The sequence below is a fragment of the Roseovarius salincola genome (assembly GCF_026891095.1).
Classification (GTDB): domain Bacteria; phylum Pseudomonadota; class Alphaproteobacteria; order Rhodobacterales; family Rhodobacteraceae; genus Roseovarius; species Roseovarius salincola.
The window spans coordinates 270,795-289,472 of the sequence record NZ_JAPTNL010000003.1 but is presented as its reverse complement, the minus strand read 5'-3'; the positions used below and the strand labels follow the sequence as shown (position 1 = coordinate 289,472).

The 18,678-nt window shown below is 60.3% G+C and carries 19 protein-coding genes and 2 pseudogenes; 3 read left to right on the top strand and 18 right to left on the bottom strand.

Going from position 1 to position 18,678, the window contains the following annotated elements:
- Positions 1-138: 138 nt before the first annotated feature.
- Both N5A93_RS06365 and N5A93_RS06360 read right to left on the bottom strand, forming a co-directional pair.
- A complete protein-coding gene (locus tag N5A93_RS06365; RefSeq protein WP_268954238.1) occupies positions 139-903 on the bottom strand; it encodes a hypothetical protein in 765 nt (254 codons plus the stop codon).
- Position 904: 1 nt separating this feature from the next.
- Complete coding sequence (locus tag N5A93_RS06360; RefSeq protein ID WP_268954237.1) at positions 905-2,827, bottom strand: hypothetical protein; 1,923 nt, start codon at positions 2,825-2,827, stop codon at positions 905-907.
- A gap of 303 nt (positions 2,828-3,130) precedes the next feature.
- Between N5A93_RS06360 and N5A93_RS06355 the strand changes: the two are divergent.
- A pseudogene (locus tag N5A93_RS06355) lies at positions 3,131-3,472 on the top strand (transposase); the annotation flags it as partial.
- Between the two features lie 89 nt (positions 3,473-3,561).
- Here N5A93_RS06355 and N5A93_RS06350 read toward each other — a convergent pair.
- The 5 genes from N5A93_RS06350 to N5A93_RS06330 are packed head-to-tail and all read right to left on the bottom strand — an operon-like array spanning position 3,562 to position 7,142.
- A complete protein-coding gene (locus tag N5A93_RS06350) occupies positions 3,562-4,377 on the bottom strand; it encodes an OmpA family protein (RefSeq protein WP_268954236.1) in 816 nt (271 codons plus the stop codon).
- A gap of 25 nt (positions 4,378-4,402) precedes the next feature.
- Entirely contained in the window at positions 4,403-5,182 is a 780-nt protein-coding gene (locus tag N5A93_RS06345) for a M50 family metallopeptidase (protein ID WP_268954235.1), read from the bottom strand.
- Positions 5,163-5,825, bottom strand: coding sequence for a hypothetical protein (locus N5A93_RS06340; RefSeq protein WP_268954234.1), 663 nt, complete (start codon positions 5,823-5,825; stop codon positions 5,163-5,165). Before N5A93_RS06340 ends, N5A93_RS06345 begins: the two co-directional genes overlap by 20 nt.
- Positions 5,818-6,831, bottom strand: a complete 1,014-nt coding sequence (locus N5A93_RS06335) for a hypothetical protein (protein WP_268954233.1) — start codon at positions 6,829-6,831, stop codon at positions 5,818-5,820. Before N5A93_RS06335 ends, N5A93_RS06340 begins: the two co-directional genes overlap by 8 nt.
- On the bottom strand, positions 6,828-7,142 hold the full coding sequence (locus N5A93_RS06330) for a hypothetical protein (RefSeq protein ID WP_268954232.1): 315 nt from the start codon (positions 7,140-7,142) through the stop codon (positions 6,828-6,830). Before N5A93_RS06330 ends, N5A93_RS06335 begins: the two co-directional genes overlap by 4 nt.
- 239 nt (positions 7,143-7,381) lie before the next feature.
- On the opposite strand from N5A93_RS06330, the gene N5A93_RS06325 reads away from it, so the two are divergent.
- Positions 7,382-8,136 (top strand): IS5 family transposase gene (locus N5A93_RS06325; RefSeq protein WP_268954231.1). Its coding sequence is split into 2 segments (ribosomal slippage): positions 7,382-7,717 and positions 7,720-8,136, totalling 753 coding nucleotides; the frame shifts between segments, so codons are not numbered across the junction.
- A gap of 109 nt (positions 8,137-8,245) precedes the next feature.
- A pseudogene (locus tag N5A93_RS06320) lies at positions 8,246-8,812 on the top strand (transposase); the annotation flags it as partial.
- Between the two features lie 254 nt (positions 8,813-9,066).
- Here the strand turns inward: N5A93_RS06320 and N5A93_RS06315 are convergent.
- The 11 genes from N5A93_RS06315 to N5A93_RS06265 are packed head-to-tail and all read right to left on the bottom strand — an operon-like array spanning position 9,067 to position 18,672.
- Entirely contained in the window at positions 9,067-10,065 is a 999-nt protein-coding gene (locus N5A93_RS06315; protein WP_268954230.1) for a TrbL/VirB6 family protein, read from the bottom strand.
- Positions 10,066-10,090: 25 nt separating this feature from the next.
- Positions 10,091-10,267, bottom strand: coding sequence for a Sp36 family protein (gene sp36 / locus N5A93_RS06310; protein ID WP_268954229.1), 177 nt, complete (start codon positions 10,265-10,267; stop codon positions 10,091-10,093).
- Positions 10,260-11,255 carry an ATPase, T2SS/T4P/T4SS family gene (locus N5A93_RS06305; protein WP_268954228.1) on the bottom strand — a complete coding sequence of 332 codons (996 nt, stop codon included), beginning with the start codon at positions 11,253-11,255 and terminating at the stop codon, positions 10,260-10,262. The genes sp36 and N5A93_RS06305 overlap by 8 nt, the downstream gene beginning before the upstream one ends.
- 3 nt (positions 11,256-11,258) lie before the next feature.
- A complete protein-coding gene (locus tag N5A93_RS06300; RefSeq protein WP_268954227.1) occupies positions 11,259-12,593 on the bottom strand; it encodes a TraB/TrbI/VirB10 family type IV secretion system protein in 1,335 nt (444 codons plus the stop codon).
- On the bottom strand, positions 12,586-13,293 hold the full coding sequence (locus tag N5A93_RS06295) for a TrbG/VirB9 family P-type conjugative transfer protein (RefSeq protein ID WP_268954226.1): 708 nt from the start codon (positions 13,291-13,293) through the stop codon (positions 12,586-12,588). The genes N5A93_RS06300 and N5A93_RS06295 overlap by 8 nt, the downstream gene beginning before the upstream one ends.
- Positions 13,294-13,947: a VirB8 family type IV secretion system protein gene (locus tag N5A93_RS06290; protein ID WP_268954225.1), complete on the bottom strand. Its 654-nt coding sequence runs from the start codon at positions 13,945-13,947 to the stop codon at positions 13,294-13,296.
- A 3-nt stretch (positions 13,948-13,950) separates the two neighbouring features.
- The gene (locus N5A93_RS06285; RefSeq protein WP_268954224.1) at positions 13,951-14,736 is read right to left on the bottom strand and encodes a type IV secretion system protein; all 786 of its coding nucleotides are present in this window, start codon (positions 14,734-14,736) and stop codon (positions 13,951-13,953) included.
- Positions 14,733-15,884 (bottom strand): lytic transglycosylase domain-containing protein, encoded by a 1,152-nt coding sequence (locus tag N5A93_RS06280; RefSeq protein ID WP_268954223.1) that lies wholly within the window; start codon positions 15,882-15,884, stop codon positions 14,733-14,735. The genes N5A93_RS06285 and N5A93_RS06280 overlap by 4 nt, the downstream gene beginning before the upstream one ends.
- Positions 15,877-16,047 carry a hypothetical protein gene (locus N5A93_RS06275; RefSeq protein ID WP_268954222.1) on the bottom strand — a complete coding sequence of 57 codons (171 nt, stop codon included), beginning with the start codon at positions 16,045-16,047 and terminating at the stop codon, positions 15,877-15,879. The genes N5A93_RS06280 and N5A93_RS06275 overlap by 8 nt, the downstream gene beginning before the upstream one ends.
- Positions 16,044-18,404, bottom strand: coding sequence for a VirB4 family type IV secretion/conjugal transfer ATPase (locus tag N5A93_RS06270; protein ID WP_268954221.1), 2,361 nt, complete (start codon positions 18,402-18,404; stop codon positions 16,044-16,046). The genes N5A93_RS06275 and N5A93_RS06270 overlap by 4 nt, the downstream gene beginning before the upstream one ends.
- The gene (locus tag N5A93_RS06265; protein ID WP_268954220.1) at positions 18,394-18,672 is read right to left on the bottom strand and encodes a VirB3 family type IV secretion system protein; all 279 of its coding nucleotides are present in this window, start codon (positions 18,670-18,672) and stop codon (positions 18,394-18,396) included. The genes N5A93_RS06270 and N5A93_RS06265 overlap by 11 nt, the downstream gene beginning before the upstream one ends.
- Positions 18,673-18,678: the final 6 nt, after the last annotated feature.

Here is an 18,678-nt window from a genome sequence, read left to right as displayed (position 1 = left end):
AAGCCCGTCCACCGCGAAAAGGGGAAGCGTGACCTTCCCCTAATTATTTTCAGCACCGAGAGTATCGGCTAAATATCAATGCCTGGCAAGCCAAGTGTCAAAGTCAAGGCTGAGATTATCGTGCCGTTATAAGCCCAATCAGTGCTGATGTTGTTGATCAGTTAGCACACCGTAAATCTTCTTCCGATTTTCGGTCGCAGCCGATTTGCTCGCAAGAACATTTTTAAGCGTTGGCGCGCTTGGATTACGTTTTTTATAGGAATAAACGGCAAGAACCAAGTTTTGATCAAGTTGGTTTAATGTTTCCCGGTCAAGAACCTCCGCCATTAGCCATTGCGCGTAAACTGATCTTATGAATTCTACCGGTGGTCCGTCTTGAATGACACCACGGTATTTCTTTGGGGCTACTTCAGGAATGGGAGGTGTTCCTTCGTTTTTCATGAATGAATTTTCGATATTAATTTTTGCGGCTGATTTCACGGTGAAAATTGTTTGGTCATTTATGCCCACAGCCTTCATAGCCACGCACATCTTATCAATAACGCGATCTATGAATTCCGAGCTGGAGTGATTCTCTAAAACGTCCTTTTTGCTGCGCCTTGATGGATTTACTATAAATGGTACTTCAGCAGCGCGAAAAAAAACTGCCGAATTGATTTTGTCAAAAAGTTCAATCTTCTCTTCAACGGCCCGCTGAGGAATGACTTCTTCAAGGCCGATGTAGGAGACCTGTGTGGATTCGCCAAAAATAAGCTCCCTCTCTCGCGCCAAGGCGTCCATCTGCTCAGAATCCATGTCTGGTTCATAGCTTTGATCTATTTCCGTGAGTGTGTTCTTCAAAAATTCGGCCACTGGCGCGAAATCACCGCTAATAAAAGATGGGTTTTCTTTTGTTTCTGTCATCTTACCGTGCTTTCCGTGTTTGGGCTTTGGACAAGGGACGGCTTCTATTCATCCTCTCCAAGGCGACTCTATTGTACAAGGCGTTCATGCCTTCATCGATTGCTCGTGAATAGTCACGCTCTTCAACACCACCCCAATTCTGGACAGACTGAAAGAACGCGTTGCTTTCCGTAATGCCTCTTATTTCGACGGGATCAGAATTTTGGTTTGGGTTTGGAAAGCAATACAAGATGCCTCCACTTTCCCGGAACGCAGGAAAGCCCAATGGGTTCAGTCTTCCATGTGCCTTCGCCTTGTCCTCAAGAGCTTTTAGGGAAGCCCCCAAGTTAGCTGCATTCTGAAGCGCTCGCGAGTCGAACTGAGCAATAGTGTTAACGATCAAATGGGAAAAGTCCTCCCAAAGCAGTTCGCTTGAAGCTCGTCTAATTATGCTCCGAATGTAGTTTGATAAGTGGAAAACGGCTTGCCAAATTCGGTTGTCATAGATTGGGAAACTCTCGTTCTGGTTGGCATGGTAGAAATGACCTGAAACGGCCCACACAGTCCCCCGTTCCATAATCGGAATCAGAATCATCTTCACACGACCTGTTCCGTTTTGCCCAAGTGCTCGCCGAGCCATTTGCGAGAACACGTAGTGCGCCGCCACAATACGAAGTCCATCCTGCACGTCAGAGTGCGCGGAGAGTGATCCAGTCGTTCTAAGTGATATAAGGCCTGGAACTCTCGCGAGACCACCATCCTCAAATACGTCGCGAAAATCGATTAATCCTGTCTCAAAAATAGGATCAGTGAACGACCTGGCGTGATCCCCAATTTTGCTGGTATATATGTTCAGTATCTCACGGGGCCCATCTGGACCGCGCAAGATACTAAAAAATTCTTCTTCTAGTATTTTTCTCTGCTTTAAGTATTTTCTGCCCAAGCTTGCGCTAGAATATTTAGTAAGCTTAGAGTTGTTAGCCGAAGACTTCAGCCAAATGAAAAAATTCATTAGTTCATCTTCTTGCTTTCTTGGTATGATGAACCGAACATCGTATTTATATCCAAAGGACTTTTCGTAGGCCTTGCTGGTGAAAGGCCGTCTAGATGTTGGTCGCGTGTAAGCTCTCGTTGCCAAGAAAAAATTGCTCAGACGTGGACCAACAGCATCTTCATCTGTTTCTTCAGTTTCTGCTCGAATGCTGGCCATCTCTGTTAGATAAGAAAGCCGGGCCGTCAATCCATCAAATAGTGGCGAAAGGTCAGAAGAAAGCTTTTTATTCCAAGCGGTCTGTAAGCTTGGAGCAGGAAGATTGGCTGTCTCAGGATCTTCCTCAGGGCGCGCTGAACGGTTAATGTGCCCCTGAACGAGGTCTGTCATTGAGCGCTGTAGATAGTCGTATGCTAAAACTTGAAAGCTTTTAGGGTATTCAGCCCATTCCGTATCAAAAAACTTTTTTGCGCATAAAGCTATGTAGTCGAAGGGGTTTGAGGCGATCTGCTGAGTGCCTTCTAGCGGTTTAACACGTTCATACTTTTTTTCTTGAGCGGAACCCATTACTTTTGAAATCAAAAGAAAGTACTTTGTACGCTGGCTTGATATCTCACCCTCTACTTCTGAAGCAAAATCAGACGCTGAGGGGAAGATGGAAAACAGTTTTTCAGGGTTGTTTTCTGGCTCTTCTTCGGTCAAGTGATCCAATAACCCCGAGTAAAACCCTTTATCTCTTGAAAGAATGTAATGCCTCTCCAAAACATCACCGGCTGCCTGGCGGTACAGAACAAATATTGCGGGCTGCTGGATAAGTGTGATAAATACATTCAGAAAATCGTGAAAATAGAAGTTGTTAGGGGAGTTCGCGCGCAAAAAAACGTCGTGCGCACGACTGATAGCGTCAGCGACCCTGGCGTCTAGGGTGGTTTGTGAAACGTAGTTATGTGCCAATTTGTGCTTTGTCCCGGTTTTAGATGTTTTTAGTCTTTTAAGCGGTGTCCATCAAGCGCTCAGTTGCAAAAAAAGCAGGGTTCTTCCCCTTTGCCCAGGCTGGCTTGATCTAGTACCTCCGCGCTTCTTCGGTCAAATCTGAGGAATGACTGAAATACCGCTTCGGCGTCGTCCGTTTTTGAGCCCAGACGGTCTGCCAAGGGTTCTTCGGCCGTCGAAGTGGGCGGTGGGAGCGAATCTGCAAGCCCGACTGGTCGAGGTTGACGTCGTCGAGGTTGACGTCTGAGGGCAGGCTCCGCCTCATTCCACGCCATGATCTATACCGAAACGGCGCTGGAGGTGATGAAGCGGCGTTAGATCTTCCTGCGGAAATGGCGCCTGCGATGTCGAGCGGTCGCAGACAGCCTCGAACAGGTCGGAGACCGCCTCTTGACGCTCACCCGCCTGGGCCCTTCCCAATGGAAGGCGGTCATGACGACGAACGTGATCGAGCGCCTGAACGAGGAATTCCGCCTGCGCATCAAAACGCAGACCGTGCTGCCTACCCCCGAGACCGTCTGGGCGCTGATGGTCTCACGCTAGATCCAGATGCGAAAGCTGGATGGCTGGGAAACTCTGCATCAACCGCTCGAACCGCAGTCCTTGACGCCGCGGGCTGAGCCGCGTCGTATAAAACCTGCCCGGAGGTATCGCTCCGGAATTTCCACACTCTTCGCGACACGACCCGTTTTGCATTAACAGTTGAATGGCACCAAATCGACCCTGCGGTTATTGGCGCGCCCGGCAGCTGTGTTGTTCGTGTCTGTCGGCTGCGTGAGCCCATAACCCACAACTTCCAACCGCCCGGGCGGCACTTCTCTTTGTAATAGAGCTTGATATACAGCTTTGGCGCGGCGTTCGGAGAGGGCCTCGTTATACTGAAGCCCTCCTCGTGAATCGGTGTGGCCTTCAATACGCACCTGTATGGATGGTTGCGCCAGCAGCACATTCGCCACCGCGTCGAGCGCCGGGCCAGCGTGAGGTTTAAGAACGTGCGCAGCAGTATCGAATAGTACTGTGTCACCAAGGCTGATCGTTTCACAGGCAGTGAATTGCGCAGTGATCGGGGCTGCTGCTTTTTCCTGAAATACGTTATCTGGTGGCGGTGGAGCTTCGGCAAAGGCATCATCGCTCATTTCACGATCGGCTGCCTCAGCTTCCCCCGGTTCAGCCGACGCTGAACCCGACTCGCCGGGCTCTGCCGCAGCTGAAGCCGAGGTCGAGGGCGAAGCAGCAGCGGAAGAGCCGGTCACAATTAACATTACGGTGGAACCAGTTGCGTTTTCCTCTGCCACCACGCTCACAGAAGGTAGCGCCGATACTGCCTCCGAACCTGCGGACGCTGAATTGGCGTGCTCTTCGAGGGCGGCACTTTCGCCCAGATCGACGAACTGGATCGTGCCATCGTCTTTTGCGAAAATGCGCATCTCAGCTAGGGCAGAAGGTGCTGCCAGCAGGGCTACCACGAAGGCCAGTGGCGCGAGCCGTTTGGCATTGAGAGGCGGTCTCATGACTTTTCCTTTCCTTACTAGTGCTTCAATGTGAATGGCGCTGAAACCACGCCCATGTGAGCAGGGCAGCGATGGCATAGCCTGCAACCATGAGCCCGATCAGTGTGGGTGAGACTTCGGCGATGTTTTCGAGCCCGAGCGCATCGGCGATCAGGCGCGGATCGGCTGGCTCGTTTTTTCCGGCGTCGGCCCATTCCAGATATGCATAGCCCGCGGAGGCGATAACGCCCTTCGTGATGGCGAAACCGAAGAAGAAGCCAACGGCTGCCTTTATCATCCTGCCAAGCGGCAGGATGGCTGTAAGTAGCGCCACAGCTGCCACGGCTCCCAGGGCCAGTGGGATGCCGCCCTCGGCATCGACATGGTGATAGCCAAACCATGCCGTGAGCAGCCCCAGCGCCAGAAGGATGAGCTCGATACCAATCCGTGTTGCCGCGCATCCCAGCAATCCGGCCCCTAGCCATGCCGGGATGATCAAGCCAGAACCGGCAGTGATTACCACGCCGATCGGGCCGCCGGTTGCCACCAGCGCCTCGCCCCCGCCATCGGCATGGAGAGTGATTTTTCCAATCTCGCCCGAGGCAAAATAGCCAAAGACCGAGTGCGCCGCTTCATGAAGGAATGTCACATAGTAACTGATCATTGCGGAGGTGAGACCAGGTACGGCAAAGAAGGCGAGCAGTAGGGCCAGCCCGCCCAGCCCCGCCGCAATTAGCGCTTGCGGCAAAACCGGGCGGAAAGGTTGCCAATTAGTCGGTGGCGCAAGGTGCCTCCGACGAGAGGTGCTAGCGGCGGAAAGAGACATTCTCGAAGCCCATCTGCTTGAAGGTTTCTTGGATGAAGGCCAAGGCAGGCTCGCGTAGTCCCTGCACAGGGTTCGGGTCGGCCACCCAAGCACCGATAATCACGAGATCGCCGCAGAATGGCGCGCCTTGCATGATGTCTCGCAACCACCAACGGTTTCCTTCGACCTCACCGATTTCGATGAAGTTAGTGACCATCACCGTGGTTACGTTATGTGTGGCGCAAGGTGTTTGTGGCGCCAGTTCACGCAGCGCGAACATGAGATCAGAAGCACTATGTGGAGCGATCTGGGCTAGCTGGCCAATGCGCGCGGCAGTAAAGCCGGGTATGTCCTCAGCCTGGCCTGCGCCATATCCGAAGGCAATGTCACGATTCCAATCGGCGAGAGCGAGATGCTCGATCAGGTTCGGATTGCCGATAGTCCGCAGCATGATCACATCGCCGTCGCCCAATTCCAGCGCCATGGCTTCTTCGAGCAACAGATCGCGGATTCGAGGCGCATAAACGGCCTCGCGGACAGGGCTGCCGCCGGGGCCAATATCGCCAAGGATCTGCAGCGCGTTGGGGCGCTCCTCCTGAGCGCCGACAGGTAGGGCCATTGCAAGGCCTCCGGCGAGGGTGATGCTTGTGAGAACATTACGCATTTTGCGCCCCCTTTTCATTGCGAGTTGCCTCGTGGATCGAATCGACATCGGCATGACCCCGCAGCCAGTCAGCGTAGTGCGCTAGTTGCTTGCGGGCCGCCTTGGTAAGCTCCGCAGAACTACTCGGCAGCAGGGTAAGGTCGATCGCATGCTTCTTGAGACGTGTGTCAACCATGCGGGCGATCCTCGGATCATCGGGCGGAGCGATGGGGTCGTCGAACTGGGAGATTACGTCTTCCATCACCTGCTCGGGGTCGATGAACGGGTCATCAGGTCCCTTAAGGTAGCGCGCGATTGCGTTGGCCATCTCGCCGAACCCCTCCGCGACCGCCACAGAAAAGTCTTCGGACTGATCCCAGTTGAAGCTCAGTGCGCGTTCGCGGCTGATCACGGCTGTCCGGTGCAGCCGATCAGACTCGCTGATACCTTCGTAGATTTCGGCGGCATCCTTGCCGTCACGGTTGGCGGCAGCCGCTCCACCCACAGCATCAAGCACCATGTGAAGTCCCCACGAGGCCACGAAAGCGCCTCCAAGGATAACTAGGGCCCGCACGCCATAGCCGAAGGCAATCAGCTTCTGCTTGAGCAATAGCCCGGCATCAACTCCAGCTTCGAGGCTATTGCCGAAGCGCAGCTCGCTAAGCAGGCTAATGATTGGTTGGCTAAGGGTTACAGCGCCGGCCAAGATCAGCAGCCAGAAGAGCATCGTTGCCGTGAGCGATTTACGCAGCCGACCCACGGGTTTGTGGAACAGGGCCAACATGATACCGCAGAACAACAGCGCAGTGATCGTGATGATCGGTCCCGACCCTTCAGGCAAGTTGCCGTTGTCATCGCGAAGCATCATCTCGGCGGTGTCTCGGGAAACGATAAATTCGGGTCCTGCTCCCAGGAGAAGGAGGAGACCGAGCAAGCCCCCGCCGATATGCAACCATTTCAGCGAGGCCCGATGCGTCAGCATCGCTCCTGTATCGAGCCACTTGTTGATGAAGCTATTGGTATTCATTCCTTGCCCTCCCATTGCTCGCGCTTGACGCGCTGCTTCATGCGCGCCTCGATAGGGCCGAGGCGCTGATGGATCGCGCGCTTCTTTTCATCGATTTTGTTCTGATCTTCACGGGCATGCGCGATCGTCATAGCCATGATCCCGTTTTTTTCCCGCGAATAATCAGGCTCGCGCATGGCATGGGTTGTGATCGAGAAGATCAACTCCTCTGCCTCTTCCGTGGTTTGTTGGTGTGTTGCGACGTGCGGCTTGTGCGGCTCGCCTTCGAGCGATGTACAACCCTTGCGGTGAACTCGTTGGTTTTCAGGCATTGTGCAGAATCTCCCTGATTGCATGGGAATTATATCTAAAAAAAAATCTAAAAACAACCAAAAATATGTTAGTCGGGCACGCACTACTCTCTGAAAATACGACGGGATCGAATGTTTGGAAGGTTGCGGCGGCGTTGCGTTCCGACTTTTGCCTGACAGGTGAACTAGGGTCAGGACCTATAAACCCGCTTGAGGCTCCACGGGCTGCATGATTCAAGCCCCCAAACAGAGGGGGCATGATGAGCGGGCATTTCTGGTTGACCGACGCGCAGATGGAACGGCTGCGGCCTTTCTTTCCGAAGTCCAGAGGCAAGCCGCGGGTGGATGACCGGCGGGTGCTGAGCGGGATAATCTACATTCAGAAGAACGGGTTGCAGTGGAAGGACGCGCCGGCCGTGGATGGGTCGCCGAAGACGCTTTACAACCGGTTCGTGCGCTGGTCGCGCATGGGCGTGTTCGCCAGGATCTTTGCCGAGCTCGCCCGGCCGGGGCCGGATGGCGAAACGATCATGATCGACAGCACCCACCTCAAGGCGCACCGGACGGCGGCAAGCCTCTCAAAAGGGGGGCGCGGACGCGGGCGATCGGGCGCACCAAAGGTGGGCTGAACTCCAAGCTGCACATGGTGTGCGACGGGCTTGGCCGTCCTCTGACCTTCTTCCTGTCGCCCGGCCAGATGAGCGATGCGAAGGGCGCGCTGGTCCTGCTGGATGCCCTGCCGCCCGCAAAGATGCTCTTGGGCGACAAGGGCTACGACGCCGATTGGTTCCGCGAAGCCCTTGATGACAAGGGGATTGCCGCCTGCATCCCGGCCCGGCGCGGACGGAAGAATCCCGCCAGCCACGACCGGAAACTCTACAAGAAACGTCACCTGATCGAGAACCTGTTCGCCCGTCTCAAGGACTGGCGCCGGATCGCCACCCGCTATGACCGATGCGGCGAGATCTTCCTCTCCGCCATCTGCATCGCAGCAACCGTAATGTTCTGGTTGTGAGTCCTGACCCTAAGCCCGCATTTCCCAAGTAGTCCGCTGGTTTCGCTGTCCTGATCTTGGTATTTCCTATATACATCAAGATTTTGGTAGCTGTGAGGGGGCGTGTTTCATGGATCACCCAGAGGGTGCGGACTTGCAGCAGGCAGATCGGGTGTAATTCGACCTTCGTGTTAGGCTAGTATTCAAAGCCACACAGCTCTGTTCGGACGGTGGTCTGCTGGTTATACGCGCGAGCTGGATGACACGCTCGGGTTGTCTGATCTGGGTCAGTGGCGCTGCAAGAAACCCGTCGCGGCAAGAACGCGGTCCTCCGGCTCGACGAGGTGTTCTGGGAATCGGTGTTCGGGCGACTGGCCGGATATGAGGACATCAACGCTCCTAAACGTCTCGCACTCGACCCGGTCATGCGTCAGGGTGTCGGCGGCAGGGCCGTCGATGCGCAAGCAGCTTCGGCGTCACAGATTAGGCGATTTGAGGCCAAGACTTTGGCCTCGCCCGCGAATCGGGAGGCATTGGCCGATCTGAACGGGCACTGGATCGACCTGTTTCATGACCGCAACCGGTCAAGTTCATCGTGCTGGACACGTACAACTCACTCAGCCCGACGCACGGCGATCAGGAAGGTGCCGCCTGGAACGTGCACTTCGATCGCTCCTGCTACCACCCGAACTTCCTGCTACGACTGATCCGGCGAATTTTGGCGATTTTTAGAGTAAACCTTTCAGTGATGTGTTTTTCTAGCATCGTCAATAAGGTCGGCTTTACAGCCACTCTTCGGCTTTGTTTCGCCACGCCCGCAACGTCGTTAACCCTTGTGACCATGCTTTGTGCGAGCATCCGTCGAGGTCTTAGGGTTGAAAAGGTGATTTCTTCAGGGGGTGTTATGGCAGCGAAGCTGAAGTAGACCGACATCTACAATTGGAAGGGCCGCTATTTCAGCCGTTTTGCTCGTTCGGCGACTCTCTGAACCATCGAAACAGTCGCACCACCAGCCTGCCTTATCCCAGCTCCCGCAAACTCAGCATTCGATCTGGTCCCAAACCGCGCCCTTGCGCGTGACCCTTTGGTGCCAGCCAGTCCCTTCGCAAACCCGCCGACACCAGGCATGTTTGGCGGGGCCGCCATCATGAAGTTGCCGGAAATCGCGCGGACGATGAGCGGCGTGGCAAGGATCATGCCGCCGGCAAGGAACATCATCATGAAAAACGGGATGAGCGCGCCGATATTGCTGGCGCCTTCGGGATCGCCGAGCTCGGCCAGAAGTGACTGCGACATTCCCACGACGGTCGAGAAGACGCCGGCAATGACCAGCGGGTAGAGCGCGTATGAGGCGGTGCTGGAAAGCCAGCGCAGGAAGTAGTCCTTGGTGACCTCGAAGAGCGAGAGCGCGATCATGATGGGAGCGATGCCGATCATGAAGGCCAGCATGATCTTGGCAAAGATCAACACCAGCCCGCAGAGCGCGCCGATGACGCCGAGGAGAAACGCACCGATGGCGCCAATGAGCGCCCCGGCCATCCAGTGCATGTTGTCGCCGGCGGCATTGAGGTAGCTGCCGAACTCCCCGATGAGATCATCGAACGCGGCAGCAAAATAGGCGGATCCCGCGCCGCCGCCGCCCAGGCCGGCGATCATGCCCCCGGCGAGTTGGTCGAGCCCGTCGATGAGCGCGCTGGCCACCACGTTGAACTGCACCCAGTTGAGCGCGAAGAGGGTGATCAGCGTGAGCTTGATGGCGAACCAGAAGGCGGTGCGCCCGTCCATGGAGCGCACCTGCAGCGCCATGTTCACGAACACGCCGATGACGGCCAGGGTTGAGCCGACCGCGATGATCCCGCCCACCTGACTGGCGACAGTGCCAAAGGTCGTCTCAGCCGCCCCGTCGAGGTAGCTGTCGGTGGTCTCGACCATCCAGGTGACGACGCCCATGAGACTGCTCCTTGGCCCGGCGGCCTCAGTCCGCTGCCTTAAGCGGGCGCTTGAGGAAGGCGGTGAGAATATGCTCGCCGTCAAAATCAGGGGTGACGGAGACAAGCTCCCAGCCCTCGCGGCCAAGGGCATTCAGCGCCTCGGCATAGGCCTCTGGCTTGGCGCGGCCGGTATTGATCTGGCGTGTCAGATACTCAAACATCTGTGGTCTTCCTGGTCTGGGTTTCGGTGCCCGGCAGATAGAATTCGGTGATCCCACGAGCCCCGCTCAGCCGGCCGGCCTGGACGATCACGTCGATCGAGCCGGTGATGTAATGGATCATGTCCTGGTAGGTCATGGGCAGGTTGGTCTTGAGGGCCGCGATGGCCAGGCGCTGGATAGCCAGTTGCGGGGTCTCGGCGTGAAGCGTTGTGAGCGAGCCGCCATGTCCGGTGTTGATCGCCTCGAGGAATGTCATGGCCTCGGGCCCGCGAACCTCGCCCAGAACGATCCGGTCGGGTCGCATGCGCAGGGTCGCCGTGAGCAGCTGATCCGCACTGCGCTCAGGCGCCTCGCGGTCGGCCATGAGGGTCACGGTATTGGGCTGGCCGGGCCGCAGCTCGGCCGCATCCTCGATAGTGATGATGCGCTCGGCATCGGGCACGAAGGAGAGGATTTTGCGGGCGGTGACGGTCTTGCCGGTGGAGGTGCCGCCGGAGACGATCATGTTGAGCTTGTGGTGGACGCAGAAGGCGATGGCGGCCTCGATATCGCCGGTGGCGACGACGGCGCGCAGCTCGGCATTGCGCGCGCGGCGCGTGGCCTCTGCGCTGCGCTCGGAGCCAAAGAGGTAGGCGAGCTGGATCTGGTCCAGGGGCAGATCGGCGAAAAAGCGCAGCGAGATGGCAAAACCGCCCTCGACGGCGGGCGGTTGGATCACCTGTGCCCGGATCGGGCGGTCGCGATAGGTGATGCTGACCGAGACGATGGGTTTGGCGCGGCTGAGGGTGGTGTTGGCCGCCGAGGCGATCTGGGTGCCCAGATCGTGGGCCTCATGGGGCGTGAGCCTTGTGTCACGCTTGCGCATGAAATGATCCCCCTGGATCTCGCCCCAGACCGTGCCGTCGGGATTTATGCTCAGCTCGATCAGTTTGGGATCGCGGGCGTCCGGCAGCTTGTCGAGCGAGCTTTGCAGGTAGCTGGCGGCCATGGCTCAGAATATCTCCAGGTCGCGATCGACCATGACGGTGACGCGCGCGCCCTGGTCGACATGGATGACGGGCGCGACGGAGAGATATTCGCCGATGACGCTTTGGGTGCTGTCCTGCAGGCTCTCGGCGCTGCCTTCGAGCGCATCGGCGGCGCGCGCGTCCTCGGTGGACTCGGCCGCCACGGAGGGCAGCGTCCCGATCAGGGAGATGAGCGCGGCCGAGCCGAAGCGGGTGCCAAAGCGGCTGTCGACAAAACCGGTGGTCCCGGCGCGGCCCAGCTCATCGCCGCCGAAGGCGCTGATCTCGACGGTCTGATTGTCGGGCAGGATGATCCGGTCCCAGGCGATGGTGATGCGTTGCTGCGCAATATCGACGCCGGATTGATAGCGCCCGATAAGGCGCGACCCGCGGGGGATGAGCACGCGGCTGCCGTCATAGGCATGGACATCTTCGGAGACCATGGCCCGAACCGGGCCGGCGAGTTGACTGTCGATCGCCGTTTCCAGAACCGCCTGGATCATGGTGCCCTGGACCACGGTGTTGGCGGGGTTCACGATTGCGAGGGCTTGTGTGACGGCCGCAGGCTGTGCGCCGTTGCGAACAAAATCGGTCTCGCCGTCTAGGCGACGCTGGTCTGCGGGGCTTTCATCGCTGGCACTGCCCGAGGATCCGAAGGCGATGATGGGGCTGGCGATGCGCGCCTCGCGGATGGCGCGCGCTTCCGCGCGGCGCTGCTCGAGCTCAGCCAGGCGCCGCTCTTCGTCGGTCGGTCCAGTCGCACCAGGCGGGGCGGGTGTCTCGAGGTTAGCCAGCTCCAGATCGGTTTGCAGGCGCTGGATTTGCCGCGCGCGCTCATCGAGCTCGGCGCGCAGGGCGGTCTCTGCCTCAGCCGCCTCGCTCCGCATCGCCGCAATCTCTGCGTTCAAAGCCTCCAGCGCGGCCGTATCCGGCGCCGGTGCCTCGGGTGCAGGCGCATTGCGCAGGGCCTCCAGTTCCGTGCGCATCTCGTCGAGCTGCGCGCGCAGGGCCTCGGTCTCGGGATCGGACGTGGGTGGCGGCGCAGGGGCTGGGTCCGGTTCGGCGGGACTGCGCGGCTCCAGCGCTCCAAACCCCGGCCCGCCATCCTGAAACTCGGCCGGCGCGGCGGACTCCAGGGGCTCGGGTTCCGATCCGCCGGAGATGAGCGCCACCACGGCAATCAAGGCCGTAGCACCCGCGATACCCGCAACAAGGATCAGAAGCGCCGGACGCTTGCGGCCGCCGCCGGTCGTCCCCCCGCCCGGGCCCCCGCCTTCCAAGGCCTCGAGGCGTTTGCGCAGCTCGGCTGTTTCAGTCATCGCTGCCCCCGTCGCGCATATCCTGGATACAGACTTCCGCGTCGCCGAGGCGCAGGACCCACCGTGCCGTCACGCCGGACACGCGGATCACGCCGTCGTCTTGCGCCATGGCATTGACGCTGCGCTCCCGGCCCGCCGACCAGCGGAAGATCGCGGGCACGGGCGCGCCGGCCTCGAAGCGGAAATACGTGAAGGTCCCGTCATCCCAGATCTCCATTGGCGTGATCTCGGAGCGGGCGCTGACGCCATAGGCATGGTTGTCCGGCTGGCGTGCGATGGCGCGGCGTTCATCGCGCGCGGCCTCGGGATAGCGAAACCGGATCACGTAGAAGGTGGGGGACGATGCTTCGGTGACGTTGAAATAATAGCTCCGGCGGTTGGTATAGACGGTGATATTGGTATGGGCGCCGGAGACCACGGGCTTGATGGCGAAGGCCTGGCCACCGGGGACGCCGTCGAGCAGGAAGCCTTCGGTGTCGCCCGCGATGATCGAGCGGATGGTCTCGCCGGGGCCGAACTCGATGCTGGTGACATGGGTCAGGCTGGTGCGGATCTGGTAGACCTGTCCGTCCTGGAATGTGGCGAGGCGCACACGCGCGTCATGCGTGCCGCGGCGTGGCTGGACCTCGGCAAGGGCTGCGCTGGCCAGAAGCAGGCTGAGTGCGGCGATCACCGCGCCGGAGCGTTGAACCGCGCACATCTACTCCTCCAGTCGATCCGAGCGGATCGCGTATTCGGTGACGGTGAAGCCGAACGGATTTTGCCAGACATCATCGATCGCGCGGCGCTCTTCGGGGCGAAACGCAAACATCAACGTGGCGGTGAAAAGCCCGGTCTGGCTGCCGCGCGGCGCGCTCAGCCGTTTGCGCAGGCGCACTTGCGCGCGGTTGGCGCTGATCAGCGTGATCGAGAGGATCTCGACCTCGAGCCGGGCGTCTTCACCGTAGTTTTGCGGCGGATAGTCCTCATGCCCGCTGGTCCAGAGCGCGCGCAGGCTTGTGGCGGCAGCACCATCGGATTGGGCCAGGACGCGCGCGACGCGCAGATCGTTGTCGAGCTGGTTATAGGCCTCACGGTCGGTGACATAGCGATAGATCTGGGCCTCGATGATGGCGGGCCGCTCGGTGAGCGTGACAGCTTCCACCACGGCATTGGGCAGCGCCATGCCGGTCTCGCTGTCGAAGGGCACAATGAGGGGGGCGGGGTCGGTATCGAGGATGGCCACAAGGGCCGCCGCCAGGCAGCCCAGGGCGCCAAAGCCCAATGATGCCAATCCCAGCTTTTGCCAGAAGAGCTCACGGCGGCGCGCGCCATAGACCAGCTCTTCTTCGATGATCTCGCGGTCCTCGGCCATCGGTTACCGCAAATCCGGCAGGGTGAAATCCATATACCGGCGCTCTTCGGCGAGGGTGGCGGCATCGGCGACCCCGGCTTGGCCTGCGCCCACGGTCTGGACGGCTTCGAGTTCCCACATGCGCGTCATGGCGATGGCGAGCTCGGCGGTGACACGGGTGTTGTGATCAACCGCTTCCTTGAGGTTCTCCATGTCCGGGATCAGATCGACCAGCTGGTCGACGCGTTCCAGCGACTGCGCGGCCTCGGCGTAGCTGTTTTGCGCGGCCGCCGACATCACCGCGCCGGTGCTGGCCTGGCTGGCGGTGCGCTCTGCGCCCGGATTGCCGCTGGTCGACATGGTGGAGAGCGTGTCCTGATCGAAGCCGGCCTCTTCCAGCGCGTCGGTCATGCGGCCTTCCATCTCGGGGCCGGCATTGCCGATGAGCCCGGAGAAATCCCCGGTCTGGATCTGGTTGATCACGTCCATCAGATCGCTGAACTCCTGATCGAGCAGCCCGTCGAGGTCGCCGCCCATGGCCATCTCGATGATATCGGTGGCACCGGTGAGCGCGGCATAGGTCTCGTTCAGCGTGTCGAGCTGATCTTGCACGAGATCGATCTGTTCCAGGGCCGCGTCGAGCTGATCGGACTGGATCCCGAAATCCTCCAGCATTTGCTGCAGCTGGCGGATTTCCTGAGCGATGTTGCGGGTGTCGACCGTGGGCACGCCCTGGGAGAGGGCGGGGGGCACCGCCAGCAGGGCGCAGGTGGACATCGTGGACAAGAACCGAATTACCGGGTGCCTCATGGCAGAACCTCCAGATCAAAGTGCAAGAACGCCTGTTCGCGGGCCTGGGCGGCGGCCATGGCCAGCGCTTCGGCACTGAGCGGCCGGGTCCGGGCGGCCTTGAGGCGCGTGCGAATGGCCATGAGCCGGACCAGCTCGGCGCGGGCATATGTGTTGAGGGACATGGCGGCATGGATATCCTCCGTCTCTGCGATGCGGGTGATGATGTCCTGGATGCGCGCGGCGGCGGCCTGCACCGAGACCAGGGAATAATCGCCATAGACACCGGCCCCATGGGCGCTGAGGCTCATCGAGGCATTGGCCAGCAGGACGGGATCGATCGTGCCGCGCGCGTCCACGCCGCCCACGCGGGCAAGGTAGAGGTTGTAGCGTGCGGGAATGACCTGGACGTAGTGCTGCGTCTCGGCAAAGGGCGGCACGCCGCCATAGTGCTGCACATTGCCCGGCCCGGCGTTGTAGGCGGCCAGGGCGTGGATGATATTGCCATCGAACATGGCCAACATCTGCGCGAGATAGCGCGCGCCACCGGTGACCTGGATGTAGGGGTCCTCGTAGTAGGCCGGGTAGATCCCGAGGTCCTGCGCCGTGCCCGGCATGATCTGGGTGAGGCCAAAGGCGCCGACGGGCGAGCGCGCGCCTATGGAAAACCGGCTTTCCTGCCAGATCATCGCCTGAATGAGACAGCGCCATTGCCGGACCGAGAGGCCGGCAGCGCTCACGCCGGCCATGCTTTGAGTCTCCTGGGCTGCGCGAATGATCAGCTCTTCGATGGTGCCGGCGGCATCGCCGAACATCTGTGGCGCGGCCGGGTTGGGATCGGTCGGGCCATAGAGCGCGGTGGCGGCGGTCTCGTCCGAGCGGCCCGCTTCAAGGTGCGCGATGCTGGCCCCGGTGGCGCCCGCGCCAAGCGTGGTGGCCTCAAGCAGATCATCGAGGGCGGCCAGCTGGTCTGCCTCGAGAGCGGCCAGCTCTTCGTCCTGGCTGAGTCGGTCGCGCTGCAGGGCAAGGTCCCGGTCCCCTTGGCTCAGGATCTGCTCGCGTTGGAGAAACTGGCCCAGATCGAAAGTCGGCACGCCCTGCGCCGCGGCCGTGACGGCCGGACCGAGGGCGAGCACCAGGCCCAGAAAGGACGCGTGGGGCCTAGCCATCGACGGGCGCCATGGGGCTGAGCAGATCGAAGCTGCAATTGCTGCGTGTCACTTCCGCGAAATTGTTGAAGCACTCCGCCTCGGAGGGTTGGTATTGTGCGCAGGCCGACAAGGTCAGGCCGAGGCCGATCAGGATGAGGCGGCGGGTCACTCTGTGGATCATGTCACTCTCCAGAAGTCCGGGCGGTCGCGGTAATCGGCGCCCACGAGGGCTTCGCCCTTCTCCATGCCGCCGAGGATGGTGAGGTAGGGGCCGAGTGCGCTGAGATCGGCATCGATGACGACCGAGCCCTGATCATCGCGCACCAGCGCCAAGCGGGACGTGCTGGTGGTGCCGAGCAGCACCTCGAGCTCTTTCTCGGTGAGGCCCAGCATGGCGTAATCGCTGGCCGAAGCGCGGATATTGGGCAGCAGCAGCTGTGTGGGCACGGCCTCGACGATGGTCTTGCCGGTGCGGGTCTTCTCGAGCTGGCTGGCGTATTGCGTCATCATGACAACGACGGCGTTTTGCTTGCGCGCCGTGACGAGCCAGTTCGACAGCCGGTCCGCGAAATACGCATTGTCGAGCGCCTTCCAGGCTTCGTCGATGATGATGAGCGTGGGGCAACGGTCTTCGATCACGCGCTCGATGCGGCGAAAAAGATAGGAGAGGACGGCCATGCGTTCCTTCTCGCTCTCGCTGTCGAGAATTCCGGTGAGATCGAAGCCGACCATATCCCCAGCCAGGGAAAACGTGTCCTCGCCGCTTTGCCCGAAAATCCAGCCATAGCGCCCCTCGGCCGTCCATTCCTGGATGCGCTCGAAAAGATCGCCCTCATCGGCGCCGGCCACGAAGAGCGAGGCCAGGTCCTGCCAGTTGCGCAAGTCTGGGTCCGAGGCGGTCGCGTTCTGGCGCACGACGTCCTGGATCCGGTTGATCTGTACGGGGCTGAGCGGCTTGTCCGGGCGGTGCAGGAGGGTGGCGAGCCAATCTGACAGCCAGGCCTGTCCGCGCCGGTCGATCTCGGTGCGCAGCGGGTTGAGCCCGGTGGCCTCGCCGGCCTTGATGGTGGCGTAGCGCCCGCCACCGGCGCGCACGGCCATCTCCATGCCCATGCGGTAGTCGAAGACGAAGACCCGTGCCCCGCAGCGGCGCGCCTGCGTCATGAGAAAGGCCGAGAGCACCGATTTGCCCGAGCCGGGGCGGCCAAGGATCAGGGTATGCCCGCCGGTGGGCTCGCTGTCGGGGCTGCCGGTCTCGTGGTAGTTGAAGAGATAGCCCGAGCGTTCCGGGGTCGGAAAGAGCGTGATCGGTTTGCCCCAGGGCACCTGGCTGCCTGTCTTGCCCAGGGGGCTGCGATGCAGCGCTGCCAGGTCCGCGAAATTGACATTGGTGATGGCGGCCTTGCGGCTGCGCATCTGGCCATTGCCCGGAGCTTGCGCGAAATAATGCGCGCGTGCGGCGAAGGCCTCGCTGACCAGCGTGACGCCTTCACTGGCCGCGATGTTGCGGATCTCGGCGGCAATCGCATCCAGCTTGTCTTCGTCATCGGCAAAGACGGTGACGGTCATGTGATGATCGCCGAAGCTCAGGCGCTTGGATTCCAGGTCATCCAGCGCGTCGACCAACTCTTCGGTGAGCGAGATCGCCCCGTCGTCGCTAGCCTTCATCAACCGCTGCTGACGCTTGATGCGGCTGGCCATGATGTTGTTGTTGATGGGGGTGAAGGAATGGGTGACCACCATGTCGATGGGCAGGCTCAGTTCGTCGAACATGGTGCAGCGGGTCTTGGCCGGGTAGGTCTTGATGGCAAAGCTGGTGCCGACGCGGCGGCCGGGCGTGCCGTCATCCAGAACAAAGGTCCGGCCCTGGAAGGTGACGCGGGTATTGGCGACATCTTCAGCGACAATGCCGAAGCGCGACTTTGGATAGAGCGGGCGCTCGGCGCCGATGTTGAGCCCGCCCAGAAATCCCAGAAGCTCGCCGCTCTCAGCCCCCAGCAAGCGCGGGCGCATCTCGGCAAAGGACGACATCAGGAACCCCACCACCTCATCCAGCTTGCGCAGCTCTTTGGCCGTCTCGGCCTTGATCTGCTTGAGCGAGGCCGCGCGGCGCAGGGGAAGGCGGGTGCCAGTGGGGGGCCGCTTCATCACCGTCAGCGTCAAGGTCTTGTCGCGCAGCCCGGCCTTGGCGAGACCGGCGCGCCAACGCGCATCGACTTCGTGCGCAAATCCGTCTCCGGGCATGTCCGGCAGATCGGTCTCGATCGCTTTGGAGACCTTGTGGACATAGAACCCGTACTCTGGCCCGATCTGCGCGATGATCGCGGCGAGCCGTGCGCGGGTCTTCTCGAGATGCGCGTCGTCGCGCGTCATGCTGTTGATGCCGTCCAGTCGGATGCACTGGAAAAGCGCATTGCCGCGCGTGCGGATGGTCACGTCACCGACGAGGCTGACATAGGGCAGCATGGCCGCCATGGGCCGTTCGCGCCCGGCCCAGGCGGGCAGGCCGGTCAGGTGCTCGGCCGGCTCAGGGCGCATAGCTGTCGCCCCCATGGATGGCACGGTTGGCGGTGGGGGGTGTCTCCTGCAGGGATGTCACCACCACTTCCAGAAACGCCGGGTCCCAATCGGCGGCTTTCCAGAGCGCAGGATAGGCGAGGCCCGCCAGGATGACGACGGGCCAGCTTTGCACCCAGAGAAACACAAGCACGAATCCGAAGAGCCAGACCATCGCATACATGACCGGGAGGCCGATGAGCTTGGGCGGGCGGATGAGCCCGATAAAGAGCCGGGTCTGCTCTGCCATACCGAC

What these genes read in the sequence shown, in the direction of transcription:
- N5A93_RS06305 (WP_268954228.1), bottom strand. Translation starts at nt 11,255, where the DNA reads ATGGCCGCCAGCTACCTGCAAAGCTCGCTCGACAAGCTGCCGGACGCC.
- N5A93_RS06345 (WP_268954235.1), bottom strand. Translation starts at nt 5,182, where the DNA reads ATGTCTCTTTCCGCCGCTAGCACCTCTCGTCGGAGGCACCTTGCGCCA.
- N5A93_RS06285 (WP_268954224.1), bottom strand. Translation starts at nt 14,736, where the DNA reads ATGAGGCACCCGGTAATTCGGTTCTTGTCCACGATGTCCACCTGCGCC.
- N5A93_RS06275 (WP_268954222.1), bottom strand. Translation starts at nt 16,047, where the DNA reads ATGATCCACAGAGTGACCCGCCGCCTCATCCTGATCGGCCTCGGCCTG.
- N5A93_RS06330 (WP_268954232.1), bottom strand. Translation starts at nt 7,142, where the DNA reads ATGCCTGAAAACCAACGAGTTCACCGCAAGGGTTGTACATCGCTCGAA.
- N5A93_RS06315 (WP_268954230.1), bottom strand. Translation starts at nt 10,065, where the DNA reads ATGGGCGTCGTCACCTGGATGGTCGAGACCACCGACAGCTACCTCGAC.
- N5A93_RS06365 (WP_268954238.1), bottom strand. Translation starts at nt 903, where the DNA reads ATGACAGAAACAAAAGAAAACCCATCTTTTATTAGCGGTGATTTCGCG.
- N5A93_RS06350 (WP_268954236.1), bottom strand. Translation starts at nt 4,377, where the DNA reads ATGAGACCGCCTCTCAATGCCAAACGGCTCGCGCCACTGGCCTTCGTG.
- N5A93_RS06270 (WP_268954221.1), bottom strand. Translation starts at nt 18,404, where the DNA reads ATGCGCCCTGAGCCGGCCGAGCACCTGACCGGCCTGCCCGCCTGGGCC.
- N5A93_RS06280 (WP_268954223.1), bottom strand. Translation starts at nt 15,884, where the DNA reads ATGGCTAGGCCCCACGCGTCCTTTCTGGGCCTGGTGCTCGCCCTCGGT.
- N5A93_RS06265 (WP_268954220.1), bottom strand. Translation starts at nt 18,672, where the DNA reads ATGGCAGAGCAGACCCGGCTCTTTATCGGGCTCATCCGCCCGCCCAAG.
- N5A93_RS06335 (WP_268954233.1), bottom strand. Translation starts at nt 6,831, where the DNA reads ATGAATACCAATAGCTTCATCAACAAGTGGCTCGATACAGGAGCGATG.
- N5A93_RS06300 (WP_268954227.1), bottom strand. Translation starts at nt 12,593, where the DNA reads ATGACTGAAACAGCCGAGCTGCGCAAACGCCTCGAGGCCTTGGAAGGC.
- N5A93_RS06290 (WP_268954225.1), bottom strand. Translation starts at nt 13,947, where the DNA reads ATGGCCGAGGACCGCGAGATCATCGAAGAAGAGCTGGTCTATGGCGCG.
- N5A93_RS06340 (WP_268954234.1), bottom strand. Translation starts at nt 5,825, where the DNA reads ATGCGTAATGTTCTCACAAGCATCACCCTCGCCGGAGGCCTTGCAATG.
- N5A93_RS06295 (WP_268954226.1), bottom strand. Translation starts at nt 13,293, where the DNA reads ATGTGCGCGGTTCAACGCTCCGGCGCGGTGATCGCCGCACTCAGCCTG.
- sp36 (WP_268954229.1), bottom strand. Translation starts at nt 10,267, where the DNA reads ATGTTTGAGTATCTGACACGCCAGATCAATACCGGCCGCGCCAAGCCA.